The organism is Acinetobacter sp. AS167 (assembly GCF_037152175.1).
Classification (GTDB): Bacteria; Pseudomonadota; Gammaproteobacteria; order Pseudomonadales; family Moraxellaceae; genus Acinetobacter.
Window position 1 is genome coordinate 16358 of record NZ_JBBCMP010000019.1, and the last position, 21411, is coordinate 37768.

General features: G+C 35.5%; 13 protein-coding genes and 1 pseudogene. 2 read left to right on the forward strand and 12 right to left on the reverse strand.

The window, feature by feature from the left end; genetic code table 11:
* Positions 1-56: 56 nt before the first annotated feature.
* The 4 genes from WFN33_RS19350 to WFN33_RS19365 form a co-directional block, all read right to left on the reverse strand.
* Positions 57-2546 (reverse strand): DUF6160 family protein, encoded by a 2490-nt coding sequence (locus WFN33_RS19350; protein ID WP_336954662.1) that lies wholly within the window; start codon positions 2544-2546, stop codon positions 57-59.
* 26 nt (positions 2547-2572) lie between these two features.
* Entirely contained in the window at positions 2573-3310 is a 738-nt protein-coding gene (locus tag WFN33_RS19355) for a hypothetical protein (RefSeq protein ID WP_336954663.1), read from the reverse strand.
* A 16-nt stretch (positions 3311-3326) separates the two neighbouring features.
* A complete protein-coding gene (locus tag WFN33_RS19360; RefSeq protein ID WP_336954664.1) occupies positions 3327-5510 on the reverse strand; it encodes a hypothetical protein in 2184 nt (727 codons plus the stop codon).
* 258 nt (positions 5511-5768) lie between these two features.
* On the reverse strand, positions 5769-7298 hold the full coding sequence (locus WFN33_RS19365) for a hypothetical protein (protein ID WP_336954665.1): 1530 nt from the start codon (positions 7296-7298) through the stop codon (positions 5769-5771).
* Between the two features lie 701 nt (positions 7299-7999).
* Between WFN33_RS19365 and WFN33_RS19370 the strand changes: the two are divergent.
* Positions 8000-8575: pseudogene (locus WFN33_RS19370) on the forward strand (DUF4882 family protein); the annotation flags it as partial.
* Positions 8576-8683: 108 nt separating this feature from the next.
* On the opposite strand, the gene WFN33_RS19375 reads toward WFN33_RS19370, so the two are convergent.
* The 5 genes from WFN33_RS19375 to WFN33_RS19395 form a co-directional block, all read right to left on the reverse strand.
* Entirely contained in the window at positions 8684-10366 is a 1683-nt protein-coding gene (locus tag WFN33_RS19375; RefSeq protein ID WP_336954666.1) for a ShlB/FhaC/HecB family hemolysin secretion/activation protein, read from the reverse strand.
* Between the two features lie 84 nt (positions 10367-10450).
* Positions 10451-13435 carry a two-partner secretion domain-containing protein gene (locus tag WFN33_RS19380; RefSeq protein ID WP_336954668.1) on the reverse strand — a complete coding sequence of 995 codons (2985 nt, stop codon included), beginning with the start codon at positions 13433-13435 and terminating at the stop codon, positions 10451-10453.
* 500 nt (positions 13436-13935) lie between these two features.
* Positions 13936-15384 carry a hypothetical protein gene (locus tag WFN33_RS19385; protein WP_336954669.1) on the reverse strand — a complete coding sequence of 483 codons (1449 nt, stop codon included), beginning with the start codon at positions 15382-15384 and terminating at the stop codon, positions 13936-13938.
* Positions 15385-15709: 325 nt separating this feature from the next.
* Complete coding sequence (dcd, locus tag WFN33_RS19390) at positions 15710-16279, reverse strand: dCTP deaminase (RefSeq protein WP_056515236.1); 570 nt, start codon at positions 16277-16279, stop codon at positions 15710-15712.
* A 139-nt stretch (positions 16280-16418) separates the two neighbouring features.
* Positions 16419-17012, reverse strand: a complete 594-nt coding sequence (locus tag WFN33_RS19395) for a LysE family translocator (protein WP_336954672.1) — start codon at positions 17010-17012, stop codon at positions 16419-16421.
* A 455-nt stretch (positions 17013-17467) separates the two neighbouring features.
* Here WFN33_RS19395 and WFN33_RS19400 point away from each other — a divergent pair, with 455 nt between their 5' ends.
* On the forward strand, positions 17468-18019 hold the full coding sequence (locus tag WFN33_RS19400) for a DUF2062 domain-containing protein (RefSeq protein ID WP_336954673.1): 552 nt from the start codon (positions 17468-17470) through the stop codon (positions 18017-18019).
* 28 nt (positions 18020-18047) lie between these two features.
* On the opposite strand, the gene WFN33_RS19405 is transcribed toward WFN33_RS19400, so the two are convergent.
* From WFN33_RS19405 to WFN33_RS19415, 3 genes are all read right to left on the reverse strand, one after another.
* On the reverse strand, positions 18048-18926 hold the full coding sequence (locus tag WFN33_RS19405) for a 5'-methylthioadenosine/S-adenosylhomocysteine nucleosidase (RefSeq protein WP_336954675.1): 879 nt from the start codon (positions 18924-18926) through the stop codon (positions 18048-18050).
* A 343-nt stretch (positions 18927-19269) separates the two neighbouring features.
* Positions 19270-20520 (reverse strand): iron-sulfur cluster carrier protein ApbC, encoded by a 1251-nt coding sequence (gene apbC / locus WFN33_RS19410; RefSeq protein ID WP_336954676.1) that lies wholly within the window; start codon positions 20518-20520, stop codon positions 19270-19272.
* Positions 20521-21196: 676 nt separating this feature from the next.
* On the reverse strand, positions 21197-21385 hold the full coding sequence (locus WFN33_RS19415; protein WP_336954677.1) for a hypothetical protein: 189 nt from the start codon (positions 21383-21385) through the stop codon (positions 21197-21199).
* Positions 21386-21411: the final 26 nt, after the last annotated feature.

Sequence of the window (21411 nt, forward strand, 5' to 3'; positions counted from 1 at the left end):
GTCACAGTCTAATCAGAAATTCTTTATGATAAAAGCATAACCCGACCAATAACGCATTAGTTCCGTGGAATAATGTTGAATTCACTGGTTAAACGACCACCTGTCAACGCCATTTCACCTAAACGCGCACCTGAAACCAAAGCACCATTCATTGAAGGTGGATAAAAGTTTAAATCTCTCGCTCTAAATACACCATCAACCGATTGTGTTGGATTAAATTGTAAACTTGCATTAAATCCAACCTGACCATTCCCAGTGGTTGAGTTTTTGCTGATCACAATCGCATTGTTAAAACGAATATCGCCTGTCAAGTTATCTAAACCAAGTGTAGAACCATTTGCTGGATCACTAATTTGAATTGTATTATTTGTAGTTGCCAATTTTAAATCGCCGACCACAGTTAAACGATTTCCTGTTCCATCTGCTTTAATTTCACTATTTGGAATAAGTGACAAATCCATATCACCACCAAAGCGAAGTTTTAGACCAAATAGCACATCATCACTTTTGGCGAAATTATTAGAATCTGAAACACGCTTATTTCCACAAGCTACACTTGCTGTCGCAATACCACCAGCACATGATGCATATGTGGTTCCAGGCAAATAACCTGCTGCCACTTCTGCCGCCATTACCACCAGCATGTTTTTTAAACTTAAATTTAAACTTCCATTCTCAACGCCTATGCTGCCATTCCCTTTCAGCAACATATCAATGTTTCTTAAGCCTAAATAATAGTCCCTAGAAGTACCTGCTATAGGAACACCAGCATCATTTTTCACCTGACCACCATCAATCACCAGAATAGATGTGGTTTTATTGCCAAGCTTAGTTGTCCCATTTTTATCCACACCGTCCGTACTAAGACCTAAAGAAAATCCAAGTCGAGAGGTTTGAGTACCAGCTGTTGCTGCTACACTGTTTTTAGTACCATCAGTTAAGTAGTAATAGGCTTTATCAGCATCAACTGTTGTACCATACATCGCTAAATTAGCATTTAAGTTATAAAATGGTAAAGCCAGCCCCCATCGATTATTTAGACCGTTCTCGGTAAATAAATTCCCCGCGGCAACACCAGCAGTAGTAGTAAATCGTCCTCGTCTGGAGATGGCTTGGAACTCTCCACCACGGATTGAAGCTACCACAGCATAAGGACGATTAGCTGCCGATAGGGTCGTATAAATATCTTGTTTATAATCATTCAAACTGGTTAAAGCTTGACCATTACCAAAACTTGAATTTTGAAAGGTTGCATTTACAGGTATGGTGACTTGCTTAGAATCAGTTAGGTTTAAAAAAATATTTCCCGTATCAAAAGAAGCACGAGTTCCTTTTTGTAAACCTGTTAAATTACCAAACTCGAAGCCATAACTATTTAATCCTGCACCACCAATTTCCAAAGTTGTTGCATCTCCACCGCCAGTCAGCATAGTATCGCCCTCTTTGGTGAAATCCGTCTTCATACGAAAGGCGATACCTGAACTACCAACGATATCTTTTCCTGTATCTGTACCACTCGAATTAACAGCAGAACCAATTAAACTACTGGCATTTTGCACACCACGAAATTGGAGTGAGCCATTCACCATACGCCCACTTGCACCTACGCGAATCAGTCCTTTTGCTCCCGTTGGCGTATTATAATTATCTACATCATAAAGAGAGGTAGGATTTATTCCTTTATTATTCACCATAATTTCAAGGTTTAGTCCGGCATTTGTTGTAGAACTTCCGTTTCCATAACTACCTGTATTAATAAAACCTGCTTTTGATGAAGCTGGATCAACCACTCGTGTTAAATCCACATAGCCATAATTAGTATCGGGTGCCTGACTTGCACCTGCTATATTGCTTCCAGAATTCGTTTGTAATTTAAAACCTTCAGCGGCATCTATAAATGCAAAGCCTTTACCTTTAAAATTAAAATTAAAGTTTTTTAGAATTAGTTGATTTAACTCACTTTTTGCACTACTCTGCCCCAAATAGATGTTGGCATTTTGAAGTCCTAAAGTCAGCTCAACCTGATCTGTTTTACTTAAAAGGCCATTGCTGGTTTTTAATCCAATACTTGTATTTGACGCCGTTTGTACCGCTAAATTGCCCAGTTTTGCACTACAACGTGCTCCACTTGGATCACTATCACAAACACGAAATGAATCGACAGTCATAAGCATAGGAGAGAGGGATAAATCTAAATTCACTCCAGTTTTTCCTGCAACAGTCCCTATATTAAGCTTCATATCGGCTTTTAATGGATCTGTAGAAGTATTGCTCTGTTGTATTTTAACCGTATCTGCTGTTGCAATAAGCGCTTGACTGGTTGCATCTGATTCTGCGCGACCGACCTGATCTGTCCAATATAATGTTTTAATATTGGCTTCTTTTAAGCTTGCCTCAATATGTACACCATCTTGACCATTTACGTTTCTTAAATCACTATCATCTAAAGCTTGCAACGCATAAGCTGGTATATGTATAGCCAACAAGCTCAAAGCTAATGTATTTAAAATAAATCTTTTTCCATGGTCTTGTTTTTTTATGTTCATTCCTAAACCCTCAGATTTACTTTATCTTAGCAACGCTTGTTACTCGTAGAATTACAACTAAACATCATGATTTTACCTTGCAATGCCAAATTTCCATTCATACGCATGCCCATAAAACCGGTTTCGTTACCTTGGTCATAAGTGGAGTTGGCTGCAGTCGTTGCATCATAGATGGTCTTTTTTAAATAGCCGTACTTATCGGCTGTTGCTCCAGAAGAGTTTTCAGTGACTGTTCCATTTGCATTGGTCTGGCTTGTGAACTCATCCTTTTCAATCGATAATGCATTAAAACCAAAGTTTCGAATTTGAATTGGATTTGTTGCATCAAAACCCAGCTGAATTGCAGGTTTAATCCATGGTGTCCCAGCAGCGTCAATACCTCTGTAGACTAAGTCCACACCATCTAATCCAAGTTTCTGAATATTAATCGTACCTTGAATTCCTTTAAATACCACCCACAGTTTATTGCCACTGACACTGTTTGCAGCGCCACCAGCATCTACATATCTATTGTTTACTGAAAGTGCTAAGCGGCAAAACTCTAATTTTGCGCACACCCCACCAGTATCACTATCGAACTTATAAGCATTTCCAGTAGCGTAATATGAGTCACTTGCATTAACCTGATTCAACACCAATTTTAAAGATAAATCTGCGCCAGCTTGCCCCTCAACCTGTTGCAAATCGGAATCAGTTAAAGCTTCCATAGCGGCCAAATGAAAACTTACCAAACTGGTTAAAATAAGAAGCACACTTTTTTTCATCATATTTCTCCTTATCTTATAAGCCTTTGGTGGTTATTTTCATATGCTGAATCAGCATTCCATCAATTAAGGCTGAACCTAAATTATTCAAGGGTGTCCCTGGTATATTTGGTGTTTGAGCCATGTTATTGTTTAATATTGTCGCCCCTGTAATTCCATTACCCGATCCTATAAAATTATCAACTGTTGTATTTGAAGCTGTACGCCAAGCTGCACCATTTAAATTTGTATCAGACCAAGTACGGTTCGCTGTAGTAGCATTTATTTCAGTTGTATTCGGGTTTGGATTTGGAAAATTATTACAAGAGTTGCTTGCACCAAAACCTGTACCACAAGCTGTTGCATCATTTGGCTTAGTCTGCGATCCAGTTAATGAATTAACCCAGTTAGAACCATTGTTATATTGCCACTGAGTTAATGTTCCAGATGTTGATGTGACATTACTACATCCAAAAATACCAGTAGTAGAACATCGACTATTCTGAAGCCATGTTTGACTTTGTAATTGACGCTGAGCATATCTTATTTCATTAGTTGTTAATGTATTTGAAACAGTACTTGACTTTACTAAATTGCCAAAAGACACCCCTACAGCATCTGCTCCTGTATATGCTTTTAAAGTTTTTCCACCATCATCACTATAAACAGTTCCGATACTAATACTACTGTGGGTTGCATTGTTGCCTTGATAGCCTGAGATAGTTGAAGTACCACATTGGTAAATATTACAAGTTGAACCCAAATAGGATGAATCGGCTCCAGTATAATCCGTATAAATCTTTTTATAGATCGACTCTTTATTTGGAATACGTGCAATTTCCAAACTAAAATTCTTACCATCAGATCCTAAAATTAAAGGCTGATACAAAGAACCTAAAACCAAGTTGGTATTTAAATTATAAATAAAAATACCTTCGTCTTTTGCAAATGTTGGTGCTTTTGCATTTCTAGAAGTATCTAATGCTGGTGTGTACAGTAAATTAGTATCTGTGGTTTCTTGAGTGCTTAAACGTAACACTCTATTTTGATATTCTGCGGGTAAATCCCAACTACGTGTTAACGTTTTCGAATCAGTGCGTGTTCGTTTTTGAACTATATATTGACACCCAACACCAGAACCATTACTAATCGCTCCTGTACCACTGTTACCACAATTCCCTGTTGAAGATGTACTTAATGTCGAATTTGCTCCTGCATGGAGAGTATTAGTAGAAATTGCACTCATACTTTCAGATGCAATGTCTGTTGTTTTTAATTTCAAATTAGCAGCATCACCACTATTTAAACGGATTACACCAGCCAAACCCAAAGTTTTATTATAAAATGGACTCAAACCACCAGTATTAGTTGCACCATCTAAAGTTTGAAATAACTGAATTTTACTACCATTTAAACTAAAGTTATTCCAAATTGCTTGCAACCGAATCCGATTTTCTCGATTTGTTATTTCGGTTCCATTACCTCGAGTGCCTGTACTTGTTCCATATTGGAACTGGTTTGGATCACCATCTTTTTTGTTTGGATTTCGGACAAAAGCATCTGCCCACATCCCTAGTTTAAGCTTATAAGCATCTGAACCCTCGGCATCCAATGTTCCAGTCTCAAAAGCAGGTGCTTCTAAAGCTAAATAAGTGACTTTGCCTGTGTCCGTATTTTTTGAGCCACCTGCAATATCTGGCGTAAATGTTGGCACGGCATCCATCGTATCTACTTTCAAAATCCAAGGATTAGTTGCAGTTCCCCAGCTTTTGATTGCATTAATTGCTGTTGCAACACCTGAAGTATTTTTAAGCATTCCCACCCGTTCATTGATATCATTTGGATCTGCATCATTGGCTTTAGAAAGTGCTAAACCGTATAAAAATAAATCCGCTTTTCCTACAGCCAAATCACCAGAATCAATGCTGTTATTTTTATTAGTGTCTGCGGCCGTAAGACTTAATGGTCCAACAGGAATATAGTTAATAGATCCCGTATCTTTAGTTCGATCTAATAATTGTGTAGCTGTTTCATTAACACCAACGCCACGAAAAACCATATAAGCATCTTGAGGAAGTAAGGCAATCCCTTCACCCGTTGTATTACTTAACTTTTCATCTGACATTTCTTCAAGTGCGAAGCAAGATTGACTGATCAATAAGCCAATAAAACTCGCTAAAACGGTTTTATGAAATTTTACCGTATAATTGAGTGTAGTCATCCACGACCTTCCTGTGTTATACGATGCTCCGCACCATATTTTATTTTATTTCTTAAATTTTCACTTCAACTGTATAAAATTATCTTCCCTTGTTCATACAGTTTTGTTATCTATATCACATTTTATATTATGCAATATTTTTTATTATGACAAAGTCTTTTATGTAAAATATACGATTTTCCGATAAACGAATATTCGTAGACAATGAAAAGCAATAGCCTTTAACGCTATTGCTTTATAGATCTTCAAATAGTTGGGTTAACAAAATTTTAAAGAACCATAACAGTTGGTTGAAACTTCTTGGTTCGTTAATTTTAAATTTTGAAGTGTTAATCTTGCTGGATTTGTGGCCGTATATGGACCAATATCAATATTCAGAGTTTTGGTAATTGGCGCACTGACTAATGCTGTAATTGCATCTCCAAGTCCTAAATCAATTGGATTATCTGCTAATTGTTTAGTAATCAGAACTGCTAATTGTGGCAAAACGGGAGAAATGTCAACTTTATCCCCACCTTTTAAATAGCCTAGCTGCACAGGATCAGCAAAAGACATCCACCACCCCTTTTGAGCAACATCAGTTTTTGTCATTTGGTTTAATGTCTTACCAGTAGTATCAGATGAATCCACATAACTTCCTGGCCATAGTAAAGCCATTTGTTGCAAACTTAAATAACCACCTGTTCCTTGTAATGGAATATTATGAAACATACTTAAAGCCTGATTAAAAGTTACATTTAAATTTAAATTACTTAAATTTGAACCTTGACCCATTTTGAAAGTTGCATCACATAACCATAAAATACATGACTCAGCATTATGATTACCCGTATCTCTTAAATTTACTTTTAATTGATCATTTGCCCATTGATTACAATATGTTGCCCCTCCAGTACAATTATCAGGAGTTGCCAAAGGAATTGAAGGAAGTGTTAACAAAATATCTTTTGCTATTGCAGCATTTAGTCGAGAACCATTTACCTGAAATGATGGTAATGTGAAACCTACTCCATTAATTTCAGGAACAGTAATACCTGTTGTACCATTGAGTATATTGTCTTGTGCATTTGGATAACTTTGAATCCATTTATTTATAGCCCCTCCTAATAACTTAATATTTCCACCAATTGATTGATCTTTTACCAAACCAAATTTACCACCTAAAGTATCAACTTCCCCTTGTGTCTGTGCTATACGCATAAAGCCACTAAGTGACTGGATGCCATCTGTTGAAGAAGGAGTGCTTCCATTGGTTAAACCTGCTGTTAAAAGCCCCGTAATTTTTTCAGCACTAAAACGTAAACCAACAATTTCACGAGTTGAAGCGGAGTTTGGATTTTTTACAGCAAACTCCATGAATGGATTGCTTAATTTTGCGCTAGTAGATGCTCGACCCGCACTTCCGAAATCAGGGGAATTACCACTTGAGGAATCGTAATTTGCAGGTAACCCACTCAATGATAAATTTTTAATATCAACATCACATGCACCAGCACCATTTGCACCACCACAACCTAGCTGCAAGTTTTTAATATTTGCATTTAAGTCCATTTCTGCTTCAAGTCCAAGTTTATAAAAACCAACGTTTGAACCACTACTATATTTACTCATTAAATTAGTAGAATCATTTGGTGCAAGATAAGCTAGACTCATCAAAGCTTGGCCTGTGGTTTCAGACAGTTGTTCATCTGACATACTTTTTAAAGTTGTAGGTTCTGCGTATACATTAAATACTGCAAAAGCACTTAAAGAAAAAAGTGTTAAACATAAAGGCTTTATTTTCAGCATGAACATCTCCTTATCCTTAGACTATGTTCAAAATTGTGAATCTCTATTATTTTAATAACGCAGCCAGTTCTTAGATAAATCTCATAAAATTTAGGCTGTTAGCGCTACAAAAATGTATTTTAGTTTTCAATAGAGAAATATATTGTGATTAATCTATCACAATATATTTCTGTTAAGACTAAATTTCCGATAAAGTGATTTTTCTTTTTAATAAAACTTATTGGATTTTCCCTATTTCTAGTATCGGTAATATGAGGAAAGGTTTTTATGCGAAATAACATAATTCCTAAAAAGAATTCAATTCTCTTATATGAGAACTGAATATATCTACGGCCACATAATTTAAGATTAACCTATCACAGGCAGGTTGTGATCTCTAAATTTTACAACTACTCTTTTATCTGTTTTTTACCATTTGTTTATTTCTTTATCTTATATTTCAATTTCAAGATAAAAAGGATAAGTTTGTGAAAAAGATAATAATCAGGTTGACTATCGGAACTATAAGTTTAGAGAGTTGGGGAGCGTGTAATTATAATTTTGATGCAACAACTACTGAAATCCAGCAGATGATTGGAAATCCCATTCCACCTGCAAAAAAACTTCCCTACTTAAACTGAACAACTGCTAGTTTTCCACTTGAGAATTCATCATATCAATATCATGCAAGCACTTCTGCATTTGCGCAATCTTATAAAAATTATATGAATGGAACGAATAGCACAACTCTTGGAGATAAGAATTTATCGAGCACAGGAAAGTATGCTGTTGAGCTAAAAATTGATAACTTTGCAGATATTCCTATAGGATCTCATTCGAGTAATCAGAGTGGTGTATATACATTAGGTTATAGTTTTTATGGTATAAAAAATGGAAACTTGAAGTATGGAGGCTTCGTATGGATTGTAAATTCAGATGATGCTAAAACCAAAACAGTCTATATTAGTTTTTCTGATTTAGGTGCAGGCATTAATTATGGGAAAGAGTTCGATATAGGCTACAACACTGCAAATAATTATAGAATTGGTCTTTATTTAGATCAAGATGCAAAACAAATTGGAATAAATTTAAATGGTGTAGATAAAGGCTATATTAACAATACACCATTATCAGACTTAGCTACTCAAATCAGTTTCCTGATGTTTGGTCTTCTCGGTGGCTATCCAACATTACTTACAGGAACTTATCAGCCAACGGAAACACTTATCTTTGACAGCAACCAAATGACTTTAAACTATTCTTCCAACACCAAAGATATCTGTGGCAATAAAATTTAAGGTATCCGTCTATTAAACTTTAATCCAATCCCGCTCTTTTAGCGAGGGAAAACCCTCTGCACCCACAACACATAGAGCTTTAGTTAATTTCTTTTTTACATAACAATATTAAAACCGCCAACCAACTTGAAACAACAGTCTTGGATTTTTGTCTTTATCGCTTCTCGCTGCTGAAGTATCTCGCCATCCCAATGTCGCATTATAGTCAAAGTTTTGATAGCCTCCTCCAAAACCAACGCCTGTACCGCCAAGAAAGCGAGTGTTTTTTTCAGTTAAGTACTGATTCTTATTTTGTTGTATTTGACCAATATCTTGAAATAGATACATATTTAGAAACGGTTTAAGTTGATAATAAAAATTTATTGAAGCTCCCCATCCCTGATCACCTAGACCTTCTGCAGACGGATAGGCTCTCATTTGATTAAATGAGAATTTCTCAGAAGAATCGAGATTTTTAGATGCAAGTTGTCCATAAAACTCACCCGTCAACCAAGAATATTGAGTCAGTCTTTGTTGTCGAGCAAATTTTATCTCATGTTTATTAAAACTGCCTTGGGTCTTTGCAGACAAACTATCTATGTTTAATGCTGTAGGACTTTTAATATTTAAACTGCCAAGAGTAGTCAACAATTCAAGTTGATTAATACCGCCTTTTGCATCGCCTATCCCCCACTCGTCAGTTCGACTAAAATTCAGTGCTATACGACTAGCTTGAGTGTGTTTAGAGGTTTGGGTATCTGTAACTACAATTTCATCGAATAGTCTTCTTTTCTCTAGTTGCAGCTTTAAATTGAGGTTGGTTTTCTGGGATCGGATCAATGGATAAGTAAAGTTTAAATTATAGTTTTCAGAATTTCCTTTAGCATCCAATAATTTAAATTGTTCTCCTAATTCATATTGAGTAAGGCTATATCCTCCCCCAATCCACAAACCATTTCCCATGATCGGAAATTGGGCATTTAAATTGCCAGATATAAGATCTTGATTGCTTCCTAACAGTTGAGCAGATATTTTTTCACCGTATCCCATCATACTGTTACCTTCTACATATCCAGAAAGACGATATTTGCCTGTATATGTACTTCCAGCATTATCAAATCCGACTCTCCCTTGAAATTGCTTCTGACCAGCGATGTCCAAGATTAAATCTGTTTGCCCTATTTGCTTGCCTGCTTGCAAATTCGCCTGTATTGGTCCAATACCAGATAAATCGGAAAGATGTAATAGTATTTGATTACTTCTTTGTTGCTCTAAAGCTTGTTGTTTCGGAATTCTGTTTGTATACCTACCAATAACAGAATTTTTAATATGAGATTGATTATTTAAAATAATATTATCTAATTGTCCTTCTAATACTTTAATTACAAGAATTCCCCTGACTAGCTTTTGTTTCGGTAAATAAGCTTTTGCTAAAAAATACCCTTGTTTTTTATAGTATTGGGTAATGCTTGCTACACCCATTTGTAAATCGGCTAGGACATTGTTTTTATTTTCTAAATGCTTAACCAATTCATGCAGTACTTTTGTGTCAATCTTTTGATTTCCTTCTATTTCAACCTTTCCCACCCAAATCGGGGTTTGGTCTTGACTATAATTTTGTTGAGATGCATCTGAGTCAAAATACTGTTGAGCTGCTTGAGTATTTTGACTGAATTGTTCTGGACTTAACTGCTTAACAATTGTTCCGCTATCAGGTACAGATATTTCTGCATGAGTATTTTCGGAAAAGCTAATAAGAATAAAAACATAGCCTATTTTTCGAGGAGTTTTTTTAGTTAAGTAAAAGGTCATATTTTCTCTAAATGTGCTCAAGATTGATACATAAAGCGAAGGGTAAATGCCCCTCGCTTTTAAGGCTTAAAATTTATTTTTATATCAATGATTATATCTCAGCCATGGAGTCTTATTATTTTCATCAATAACCCATATTGAATTTGAGGTTAGATCAGAAACATCTGCGATGTCCCAGCCTGTAAAGGTCATGATTTTCCGAAGTTCTGCTGTTGTTTTGCCTTCTCCACCAGCACTTTGAGTTTGACCAGAAGTTTCTATATTCCAAAAGCTATCTAATACAGTTCCACCAGTATAGTATTCTCCCCCAATTAAACCACCAGTATGGGCAACTCCTACTACAATTCCTGTAGAATAACTAGTCTCAATAACTCCTGTATTGGATCCAATTAGTCCACCTATAGACACATTCCCATCAACACTACTAGTTGAAAAAGAATTTTTCACAATACCTTGATAATTAGCACCTATTAAACCACCAACATCTTGATTTCCTTTTACCTGACCAGTAGCATAACTATTAGATACCGCTCCCCATAAAGAACCTACCAAGCCTCCTGCACGGTAACTATTTGAACTTACATTTCCAGTAGCATAACTGTTTGAAATATTAATCATCATCTCTGGACTAGAACTAACAATACCTATTAGGCCACCTGTTCCTCCATAAGTTAATGAGTTAGTAACAACATTTCCAGTAGCATAACTATTGTCTATGGTTAGATTGGTTTTATTAAAATAATATGTACTTGCACTACCAATTAACCCTCCAGCTGTATCTTCGGCTAGGACTTGGCCAGTTGCGTAACTATTTTCAATCCTATGACTATCAGTATTTTTGAGCCAAAAAGAGCCGACCAACCCTCCTATAGTCGAACCACCAGTTACATTACCATTAGCATAACTATTGCTAATACTACCATCGGTAACTCCACCAACTAACCCTCCTATTCCCACAGTAATATTCTGAAGTGATTGCATAGAGTTTATTACAATATTTGAATGACTATCTTTAATCATTAGATTTTCTGCATAACCAATAAGGCCACCAGTATTTGAAATCCCATTTACAATACCCGTTGCATACGAACTTAGTATCAACGATTTACTTTTTTCATTACCTACTTGACCAATTAATCCTCCCACATAATCCTCACCAACGACATCAACATTACTAGCATATGCATTTTTTACTGTGCCTTTTGGCATATAAGCAACTAAACTACCCACTAATGATAGACCTGCTATTTTTGCTTCAACTAGACCAATATCTCTTAATGTATTAGTTGCATTACCAAACATTCCTGCCGCATTCATACTATATTTTTGAGTTAGACGATCCACTTCAGGAATATCTTTAAATAAATTAATATTAAGATTATTTACACTATGTCCTAAACCGTGAAACTGGCCTATATAGGGTTTATCAATTTTCTCAAAAGAATCATTTGATCTATCAATAAAAATTTCTAATTCACCAATAGGCTCAAAACCATCACCATTGTTCCAATTCACAGTGTCAGTAGCATCGATATTGCTTCCTAACGCATAGTTCCCACTCAAATTATTTCTCATACCTTGCAGAGTATTTATACTTGCGTCACCTTCCTCTCCTAAATCATTGATGACAACATAAGATGTACCATTGATAAGTAAAGTTGGTGCAGAACCTGTAATATTAATTTTCGATCTATTATTTAAATTGTAATCTGAACCAACACCATAATTCATTGCTAGTTTGGCCTTATCCCCACTTAAGTCCAAATCACTATTAAAGTTAATGTCTTTGGTTGCATTTAAAGTTAGAGCTGTATTGTTACTCCAATTGGTTGCATCATTTAAATTAATAATTCCTTGAGCATCTCCAGTTCCAACAGCACTCAAGGTTACATTACCTTTATTCAACGCATTTCCCAATGTTGTACTACTTACACTACCACCAAAAAAATCTATATCTATATTTTTAGCTTGTAACTCCCAACCACTGGTTGTTGGCGGCAAACTACTTGTAGTATTACGCTGAGTTGTAATATTTGTACCAGTACTGATTTGCACATTCGAAGCAGTAGTCTTTATTTGCCCACCATTCCCACTGGTTGGAGCTGAAGCATCTAAAATTCCACTCACATTTACCGTGCCACTTACTAGATCACTACCTAGCTCAATGACACCGCGAACATTATTTACAGTCTGTGCTTGTACTACTCCTACGCTATTTACAACAGCATTGCTTAATTCATCTAAACCTTTTGCAGTTAGAATAACCTTTCCTCCATCTGCTTGAATCATTCCACCCGAATTAATTAGTGCTTGTGCTTTACCCTGATTGATCGTATAGCCAAGTAAACTACCATTATTTAAATTTAAAGTAATATCTCCACCTGCAGCAAGTAGCACATTCCCTTGCGGTGCTTTAATTGTACCTGTTTGTCTCACACTTGGTGCAATTAGTGCCACTGTCCCCCCTACAGGTACCGTAATTTTTCCGCGATTTTCTACAGTTTTATTATTTGCTGCATTACTAAATTTAAAATCATTGTTATTAAAATCACTATTACTTAAATTAAGCGTTGAGGCAACTAAGCCTCCAGTATTGACTTGTGATGTACTACCAAATAAAACACCATTCGGGTTGATAATAAAAACTTGCCCATTTGCATTCAATTGACCATTTAAGGTTGAAATACTATTACCAGTCACCCTGTTTAAAGTAATTGAGCTTGAGTTCGGTTGAACAAAATTGATTGCCTCGTTACTATTACTCGAGAAGCTACTCCAATCAATTGCTGCTTTTGCAGTAGATTGGTTAATTGTAGTTGTACTCCCTGTTGTTGAGATCGTGGCTGCCCCTGAACTCACCACCCCACCCGTTGGCCCTGCAAGTGCGATACTTGCACTCAGTAAATTAATTGTTAACAGGCCTATTCGTTTCGTAATTAGACTTAAAGTCGCTTTAGATTTAATTCGACTGGGTGATTGTTTTGAGGCTGTAGTACTTTTTGCCAATTCACTTACAGCTTGCCAACAGAAGTATGTTTTGTTCCAGATGAGTCGATAAGTTCTATTCATACGTGTTTCCTTTTATTTTTGGCTTTCACTAATATTTTTATGAAGAAATTTTTAGCATATTTTTTATTTTAATAATTACTTTTTGGATAATTTCGGACAAATGGTAGTTATAAAAGGTTTCAACTTATTTATATTTTTAGAAATTAATATAAAAGAAATATATGGTCCATATTTAAACTAGAAATTGATAAACTTACATTAAAAATTTCTAAATTCAAAAAATTAATACTCTATAGATTTTATATAAACTAAAGACTTTATTGAAAATAATAATTATCTATTTCAATAAATGTTCATCTTAAATTACTCCCTTTTAATACAATAACTTTCTTCTAATCTCTCACTTTTTATTGAACTTTAATTATTTCACAAGAAAAATTTAAGCAACTAGATGCTTATATGTTTTTTTAATCTCTTTCAACCAATAAGTACCTTTCAATCAGAGTATAAAAGGTACTTTTTTTAAGATCGGTATAAAGTTTTTAAAATATTATTCAGAATTAACAGAATTTTAATGAGCCATAACAGTTAGCTGTTAAATTCTGATTTGCAAGCTGCAAATTTGCCAAAGTCAATGTTGCTGGATTTACAAGCGTCGCTTGATTTAAATCCACCACGATTGGATTTGGTGTAGTCATAGTAATTCCAAAAAGTGTACCAATAGCAGCACCAGCAGGTGCGTAAACTCTATTTTCTTCCTTTAGTAGCTCTGCGGTCATCAAACTAGCCACTTGAGGTAATACATTAGATATATCTACTTGTTGGGTAGCTTTTAAATATCCCAACTGTACAGGTTCTGCAAATGACATCCACCAACCTTTTTTTGCGACATCACTATTAGTCATTTGTGTAATTGCCTTGCCAGAAGTATCATTTGAATCAATATAATTTCCAGGCCACAATAAAGCCTGTTGTTGTAAACTTAAATATCCCCCAGTACCTGTTAAAGGGATGTTATGAAACATACTCAATGATTGATCAAACGTAATATCCATATTCAAATTTTTTACTGCTGAGCCATTTGCAAGTTTAATTTTAGCTTGTGTCGCAATAAGTAAAATCGGATCAAATGTAACTTTCAACTGATTTAACGGTCCTTGATCCAATGCAATTGAATCAATTTTTGTCGATACACCTTCAACATGCGCATTATTCAATCGGCTACCATTCACCTGAAATTCCGGTATGGTAAAACCTGCTTTTAATGAGGGTACCGTAATACCTTGCGTATCCGAACTAGTAGGATCTGATGTAAATACTCGATTATTTCCTAATGCATTCAATAGCCCTTGAATCTGATGATTTGGCTGATTACCAAATACAGTTGCTTTTGTAGATGCCTCACCTGTGGTTGCAGCAATTCGCATAAACCCACTCAGACTCTGAATTCCGTCGCTCGTGGAAGGTACAAGACCATTTTCAATTCCTGCAGTTAATAATCCCACTATTTTTTCAGCACTAAAACGCAAACCAACCACTTCGCGTTGTGATGCTGATTGTGGATTTTTAATTGCGAACTCCATAAATGGGTTGGTAAGTTTAGCACTTGTAGATGCTCTTCCTTCTGCTCCAAAATCAGGAGAACTACCACTAGAAGCATTATAGTTTGCAGGTAAGCCGCTTAATGATAGGTTTTTTATATCTACGTCACATGCTCCAGCGCCGTTCGTCCCACCACATCCTAGCTGCAAATTTTTAATATTTGCATTTAAATCCATTTCAGCTTCAAGTCCTAGTTTGTAAAAACCAATATTTGAGCCGCTGCTGTATTTACTCATTAGATTGGCAGAATCATTTGGTGCAAGATAAGCAAGACTCATCAATGCTTGACCTGTCGTTTCTGATAATTGCTCATCAGTCAGTGCTTGTAATGTTGCAGCATAAGTAGCATTTATCCCTAAACCACTCAATGCTAGCAATACAAAACTTAAATATTTTCTTTGGGACATCTTACGCTTCCATCCTTAGCAAAGCTTGACCTTATTACTTATGTTAAATTACCCTTCGAGATAAGAATAAATAACATGATATAAATTACATTTAGATTTAATGTTTATTTGTATCATAGATCGAAATTCAGACCGAATAAAAATTTGTATTTTCCGATAAAAAACAATAATTTCACATAAATTAAAATTTTATTTAACTAAACTTAACTCTCATTCTATTATAAAATTTTTATTATAAAATAATGTCTAAATCATATTTATTATGTTGGTGAACACATAAAGAAGCAAGTGATATACACTTGCTTCTTTCATCTCATTTTTTAATTTAAGCTTTAGGTAAGGTTACCCCAACCTGACCTTGGTATTTACCACCACGATCTTTATAAGAAGTTTCACAGACTTCATCAGATTCAAAAAACAGCATTTGAGCAACACCTTCACCAGCATAAATACGTGCAGGTAAATTCGTTGTATTTGAAAACTCTAATGTCACATGACCTTCCCACTCGGGTTCAAGAGGTGTGACGTTTACAATGATACCACAACGAGCATAAGTCGATTTACCTAAGCAGATCGTCAAAACATTACGAGGAATACGGAAATATTCAACTGTACGTGCTAATGCAAATGAATTTGGAGGGATGATACAGACATCAGACTCAATATCGATAAAACTACGCTCATCGAAATTTTTAGGGTCTACAATGGCAGAGTGAACATTGGTAAAGACTTTAAACTCACGTGCACAACGTACATCATAACCATAGCTAGATACGCCATAAGAAATTAGCTTTTCACCTTGTTCATCATAACGCACTTGGTTTTCTGCATAAGGTTCAATCATACCGTGCTTTTCGCTCATTTCACGAATCCAACGATCAGACTTAATTGCCATTTATCTCTATCCCAAAACTGTGCTATTTACTGCGCTGTACTTTAACTGAAATTGCTTTTGAAAGGAATGTTTATGACGAAATAGAGCAACCCAAGTCTGTAAGTAAACGTACAAACTTAAGTTTAACTAACATCGATTTTTAAAGGCTTAAAAGTGCTGAATAGCTCAGAGGTACAGTAAAACTCACTAAAACTAAAGATGCAGTTCTTTGCATATTGCGCTGATTGAGCCACGTCACTTTATTACTGCAAATTACAGAACCAATAAATGTCCAAAAAAATGCAATGGGGATGATTAACAATAAAAACACCAACATATGTGAAGTATAAGCAGATGCATTTTGCCAAACGTATGTTGGGAAAATTGCAGAAGCAAAAAGAAGTGCTTTCGGGTTTAAAAGGGTTGCAAAAAATAACTCACGCGCCCGAATTGTCGCATGACTAAAGTTTTCATCTCGATTTGCTGTACGCCATAATTTTAAAGCAAGAAATAAAATATAACCTGCACTAAATAATTTAAGAATAACAGGTACACTTGGAAACTGTTTAGACACAGATCCAATAATTAATCCCCAAATCGAAATGGAGATCAGATAGCCAAGTGCTTCTGCTGGAATTAATGCAAGAGATTTTCTAATTCCAACTTGAATCCCAGAAGATGCTAAAAGTGTATTGGTTGGTCCTGGTGTCAAAAGAATCGTCACCACCAAGCCAATAAAAAACCATGAAATCATCAAATGACCTCATCAATGGATTGACCGCAGATTAAATCTTTTAAATTGAATTGGCAAAAAAATAATTGTAAGAGAACTTATTAAAGAACATTATCCCAGATTAAAATACATTTAATTTTCAATGCATTGATAACTTAAAATCCGATAAAAACTGCAAAGTCACTGGTCGAAGAAATACTGCTTTATGTCCAAATTTAAACTTAAAAATTAATAATAATATCTTTTAAATCAGTATGTTTATTCCAAAATAGAACATTGATTAGCCATAAAATAAGAAGTAGTTCCAATATAGGCAGACCTAGTTACGAATAGAGGGCTTTTTTAAGTAAATTTTCAGTTTTATTGACTATTCTTTATCCATATTTTTCCCTTACTCATTAGGTTTTTGTCAGAAAGGTTGTCGTTTTTATCTACATTGATGCACAATAGTGACCTTTCTTGCATTTTCTACTTTTATGGCAAAGCATTTTTTTCAGTCTTGGCTCCCGAGTCCAGAGCGAGTCAACAATTTAAAATTCATGAAGATTTTTGGCGATAAAGCCTTAAGTCCTCAGCTTTGGTATGTCAATCGAAAATCGATTTCTAAGGCAATGTTTATTGGCACGTTTTGGGGCATCTTGCCTATTCCATTCCACACCTTATTAATTATTTTTTCAGTATTATTCTTTGAAGCAAACCTACCCATTGGTTTAATTTTAGCTTGGATCATGAATCCCTTAACCATTGTCCCGATTTTGATTTTTGCCTTTTGGATTGGTTCCAAAATTTATCATGTACATATGATCAATAAGGAAATGCTACTCGGCGTTTTCCATCAAATCATTCATTGGATCAAAAACTTTGGACACGGACATATTGACTTTAGCCTAGCTAAAATTCTTGCGACGGGTTTGTTTATTGAAGCATTTGTATTTGCATCGCTACTCTTTATTGTGACACGTATTTATTGGCGTTGGAGCGTGATTAAGAAGTGGAATAACCGTAAAAAGCAGCCAAATACTCTCTAAGCAAGCTCCAACTTATTCTGGTAAAACTTTACTTCAAAGTGGCTTGTTTAGCTTTCATGTATTCAACAACGATATCTAAAACATAATGCTGGCATGCTTCTCCAGTACCTGGGTCATATGCGCCCCCGTTGGTAATATTGTTCGATAAAATACGAACACCAAGGAATGGTACTTTATATTGGCTGGCAATCTGTGCTACCGACGCCGCCTCCATTTCCTCTACAGAAGTGCCATAATTTTTATGGAAAAATGCAATTCGATCTAATTCATTGTTCCATACATCAGCTGAACCAATAGTACCTTCAACCACACGACCCTTACTATAATTAGTTTTTGCACGCTGCGCTGCCAATAACAGCTCTTTATCTGCTTCAAATTTACGAATCGCAATCGGTTCAGGATCAGACTCATCCGTAGGAAGCACATCAAAAGCTTCTGTCCATTCAAGAGAATTCGAACCCTCTCCAACAGCTTTTTTAGGTGTTCTAAATGCACCAATATTGGTGGTGTAACGACCTAAAACAATATCATAGACATTAAGATCTGGATCATGGCCACCCGATGTTCCTTGGTTAATAATTGCGATGGGTTTATAACGTTCAATCGCAATTGCTGTTGCAGCAGCAGAGTTGCTCATTCCCATTCTTGTTTTAGAGATAATCACAGGATACCCTTGATAGCTACCCTTCCAAAACGTCCAGCCACCAAAAGTTTCAACTGTAGAATTGCTTAGTTTTGAGGCCATTTGCTCAGACTCTACAGGTAATGCACCTTGAATGACGATGGGTTGTAAAGTTTTCGGGGTCGTTGAATTAGAACTTGTTTTATCTGAATCACTATCGTTACATGCAGCCAAGAACATCGAACTACAGATTCCCAAAGCACATAAAAAATTTTTTAATAGCATGGTCTACTCAATGGTTTAAATTAGAAATTATACCTAAGCAATGAATATACCAGTTGATCAATTTTCTATATTTTTATATCGATATTAAAGAGAAGATGATTTAAATTCTATTATTGAATTAAGAATATTTTTAATCATTTTAGCATAGTACGCTGATTAGCCCTATTTTACCTTACTCCTCATATTTAGCATTAATTATTTGATTTTTAAGGATACTAAAAATGGGCAGTGCGTATAAAATCTTATTATCGAGTAAGTTTAAATATTTCATTGATTCATTCTCAATTTTCCTCTCTTTAATTCGGTCTCTAAAATAAAGAGAGGACGCTTTCGAAGTTGAATCTTAGAAAATTCTATGTGGATCTTTTTCGGCTTTAGGTAAAGCTTGTGCAATTTTTTCAGCAATAGCCATATAGTTTTCTGCAGCAACATCTCCTGCAATTACAGAAGGCTTGCCTGCATCAGCATTTTCACGGATTTGAACATTTAAAGGCAATCGACCCAGCAACGGGATATTATATTGCTCAGACAATTGATCTCCACCACCTGTACCAAAAATTTGTTCTTCATGACCACAGTTTGAGCAAATATGCGTTGACATATTTTCTACAACCCCCATGACAGGAATATGTACTTTATTAAACAGTTCAATACCTTTAACTGCATCCATTAACGCAACATTCTGAGGTGTTGTCACAATCACGGCACCTGTCACAGGAATACGTTGGGCAAGGGTTAATTGGATATCTCCTGTACCAGGTGGCATATCAATGACTAGAACATCTAAATCAGGCCATAGCGCTTGATTAAACAGTTGCATCAATGCACCTGTAGCTTTTGCACCACGCCAAGCAACTGGCGTATTTTCTTTCCCAATTAAATGACCGATCGAAAGTACCGCCATTCCATAAGCTTCTAGTGGAACAAAATTTTCACCTTCAATTTTAGGTGTTTGTCCTGCATTCCCCAACATTGTTGGAATACTTGGACCATAAATATCAGCATCTAAAACCCCGACTTTTAAGCCTAGTTTGTGCAAAGCCAATGCGATATTTACTGTGGTGGTTGATTTACCCACACCACCTTTACCCGATGATATAAGGATGACATTTTGAATTCGAGGATGCTTCGGAATATCTCGTTGTTGTGGTGCTGCTTTTTGAATTGGCGGATTATTAGGATCTACTTGTGTGTTTGCCATTTTAGCAGAAGCATCAACAACAGGAGGAAGATTAGTGTGTTCAGCTTTTGGCTTTGAAGAGCAACTATGTCCTGCTTTTCCATGCTGATCACTAGCACAACTCGAATCATGTTGAATTTTTTGTTGAATCACATGCAGATTCAACTCTTGAATACCGCACTTCTCCAATTCATCTGCAAGATCATCATGAATTTTTTGTAAATGATCTGCTTCTTCAGGATAAGTATTAATTGTCAGTTGTAATACCCGACCTACAACATTGACTTGGGTAATACGTTCTTTTAAAACACTGGAATTTGGCAAAATATAGTTTTGCAAAACAGATTGGACTTCTTCCTCTTTCACCTCCTGTGCAGGAGAAAAAACTGATTTAAGCGAAGAAAGCCACGACATAGATTTGCTCCAAATTTGCAAATACAATAAATACTGAGACAGCTAGTTTAACTGTAAATTGACGTGAGGTTAAGTAAACTTCTATTCAGCTTTTTGAATGTCGTTATTAATCCTACTTATTTAGTTGGTTTTAATATCCAAAATAGTCCATTTAATTATTTTATCTGCTTGTTCAGAATGAACTTTTAGTTTTTATCATTTAGATTTCTATGGCAAACTCTGTGTTAATAATTCCCATACAAATACTGGATAAAAAAATAGCTATAGTCACAGTGGGTCAATAACAACTTTATATAATTTTTGACAATAATAAGATCCATCTATGGAGTTTCTATTATTTTTATCTTTAATCATTTCAAGTTTAGCTTTTGCTAGAACGTCTACAACTTCCAACTGCGTACGTACATCTTAAGCATTAAGCACAATTGGTTTCTGTAGGTGATAGTTTGACGGAAATGTCATCACGTATTGACCAATCTCCAATTTCAATGAACACTTATGAACGTACAAAAAGAAAACAACAGTGACAGTATCTAACTATACCTATGAGATTGATCATTTAAATGATAGTTTTACTGTGGTGAATAATCAGATTTATGAAATTGAGTGGATTTGTAAAAAATATTAACTACAAGGTATCACTGAACAGCGTGACGCTGTTCAGTGATTGTTCCATTTAATTTTCATCATCTTTTTTGTGCTTCAAATCATTTACAGCTTGCTCACCTTTAAGCAGTGTTTCTTTTGCTTTATGTTTGAGGTCATCTGCAACCTTTTCAGCACCTAATTTTGCTTCTTTGGCTTTTAACTTAACGTCATCAATTACTTCAGAAGCTTTGTTTTTTAAATCGTCTAAATTTGTCATGATTTTCTTCCTATTTAATTAAGTCT

Excerpts from the sequence above, each read along its gene's own strand:
- WFN33_RS19350 (WP_336954662.1), bottom strand. The coding sequence starts at position 2,546 with ATGAACATAAAAAAACAAGACCATGGAAAAAGATTTATTTTAAATACA.
- WFN33_RS19355 (WP_336954663.1), bottom strand. The coding sequence starts at position 3,310 with ATGAAAAAAAGTGTGCTTCTTATTTTAACCAGTTTGGTAAGTTTTCAT.
- WFN33_RS19360 (WP_336954664.1), bottom strand. The coding sequence starts at position 5,510 with ATGACTACACTCAATTATACGGTAAAATTTCATAAAACCGTTTTAGCG.
- WFN33_RS19365 (WP_336954665.1), bottom strand. The coding sequence starts at position 7,298 with ATGCTGAAAATAAAGCCTTTATGTTTAACACTTTTTTCTTTAAGTGCT.
- WFN33_RS19375 (WP_336954666.1), bottom strand. The coding sequence starts at position 10,366 with ATGACCTTTTACTTAACTAAAAAAACTCCTCGAAAAATAGGCTATGTT.
- WFN33_RS19380 (WP_336954668.1), bottom strand. The coding sequence starts at position 13,435 with ATGAATAGAACTTATCGACTCATCTGGAACAAAACATACTTCTGTTGG.
- WFN33_RS19385 (WP_336954669.1), bottom strand. The coding sequence starts at position 15,384 with ATGTCCCAAAGAAAATATTTAAGTTTTGTATTGCTAGCATTGAGTGGT.
- dcd (WP_056515236.1), bottom strand. The coding sequence starts at position 16,279 with ATGGCAATTAAGTCTGATCGTTGGATTCGTGAAATGAGCGAAAAGCAC.
- WFN33_RS19395 (WP_336954672.1), bottom strand. The coding sequence starts at position 17,012 with ATGATTTCATGGTTTTTTATTGGCTTGGTGGTGACGATTCTTTTGACA.
- WFN33_RS19400 (WP_336954673.1), top strand. The coding sequence starts at position 17,468 with ATGGCAAAGCATTTTTTTCAGTCTTGGCTCCCGAGTCCAGAGCGAGTC.
- WFN33_RS19405 (WP_336954675.1), bottom strand. The coding sequence starts at position 18,926 with ATGCTATTAAAAAATTTTTTATGTGCTTTGGGAATCTGTAGTTCGATG.
- apbC (WP_336954676.1), bottom strand. The coding sequence starts at position 20,520 with ATGTCGTGGCTTTCTTCGCTTAAATCAGTTTTTTCTCCTGCACAGGAG.
- WFN33_RS19415 (WP_336954677.1), bottom strand. The coding sequence starts at position 21,385 with ATGACAAATTTAGACGATTTAAAAAACAAAGCTTCTGAAGTAATTGAT.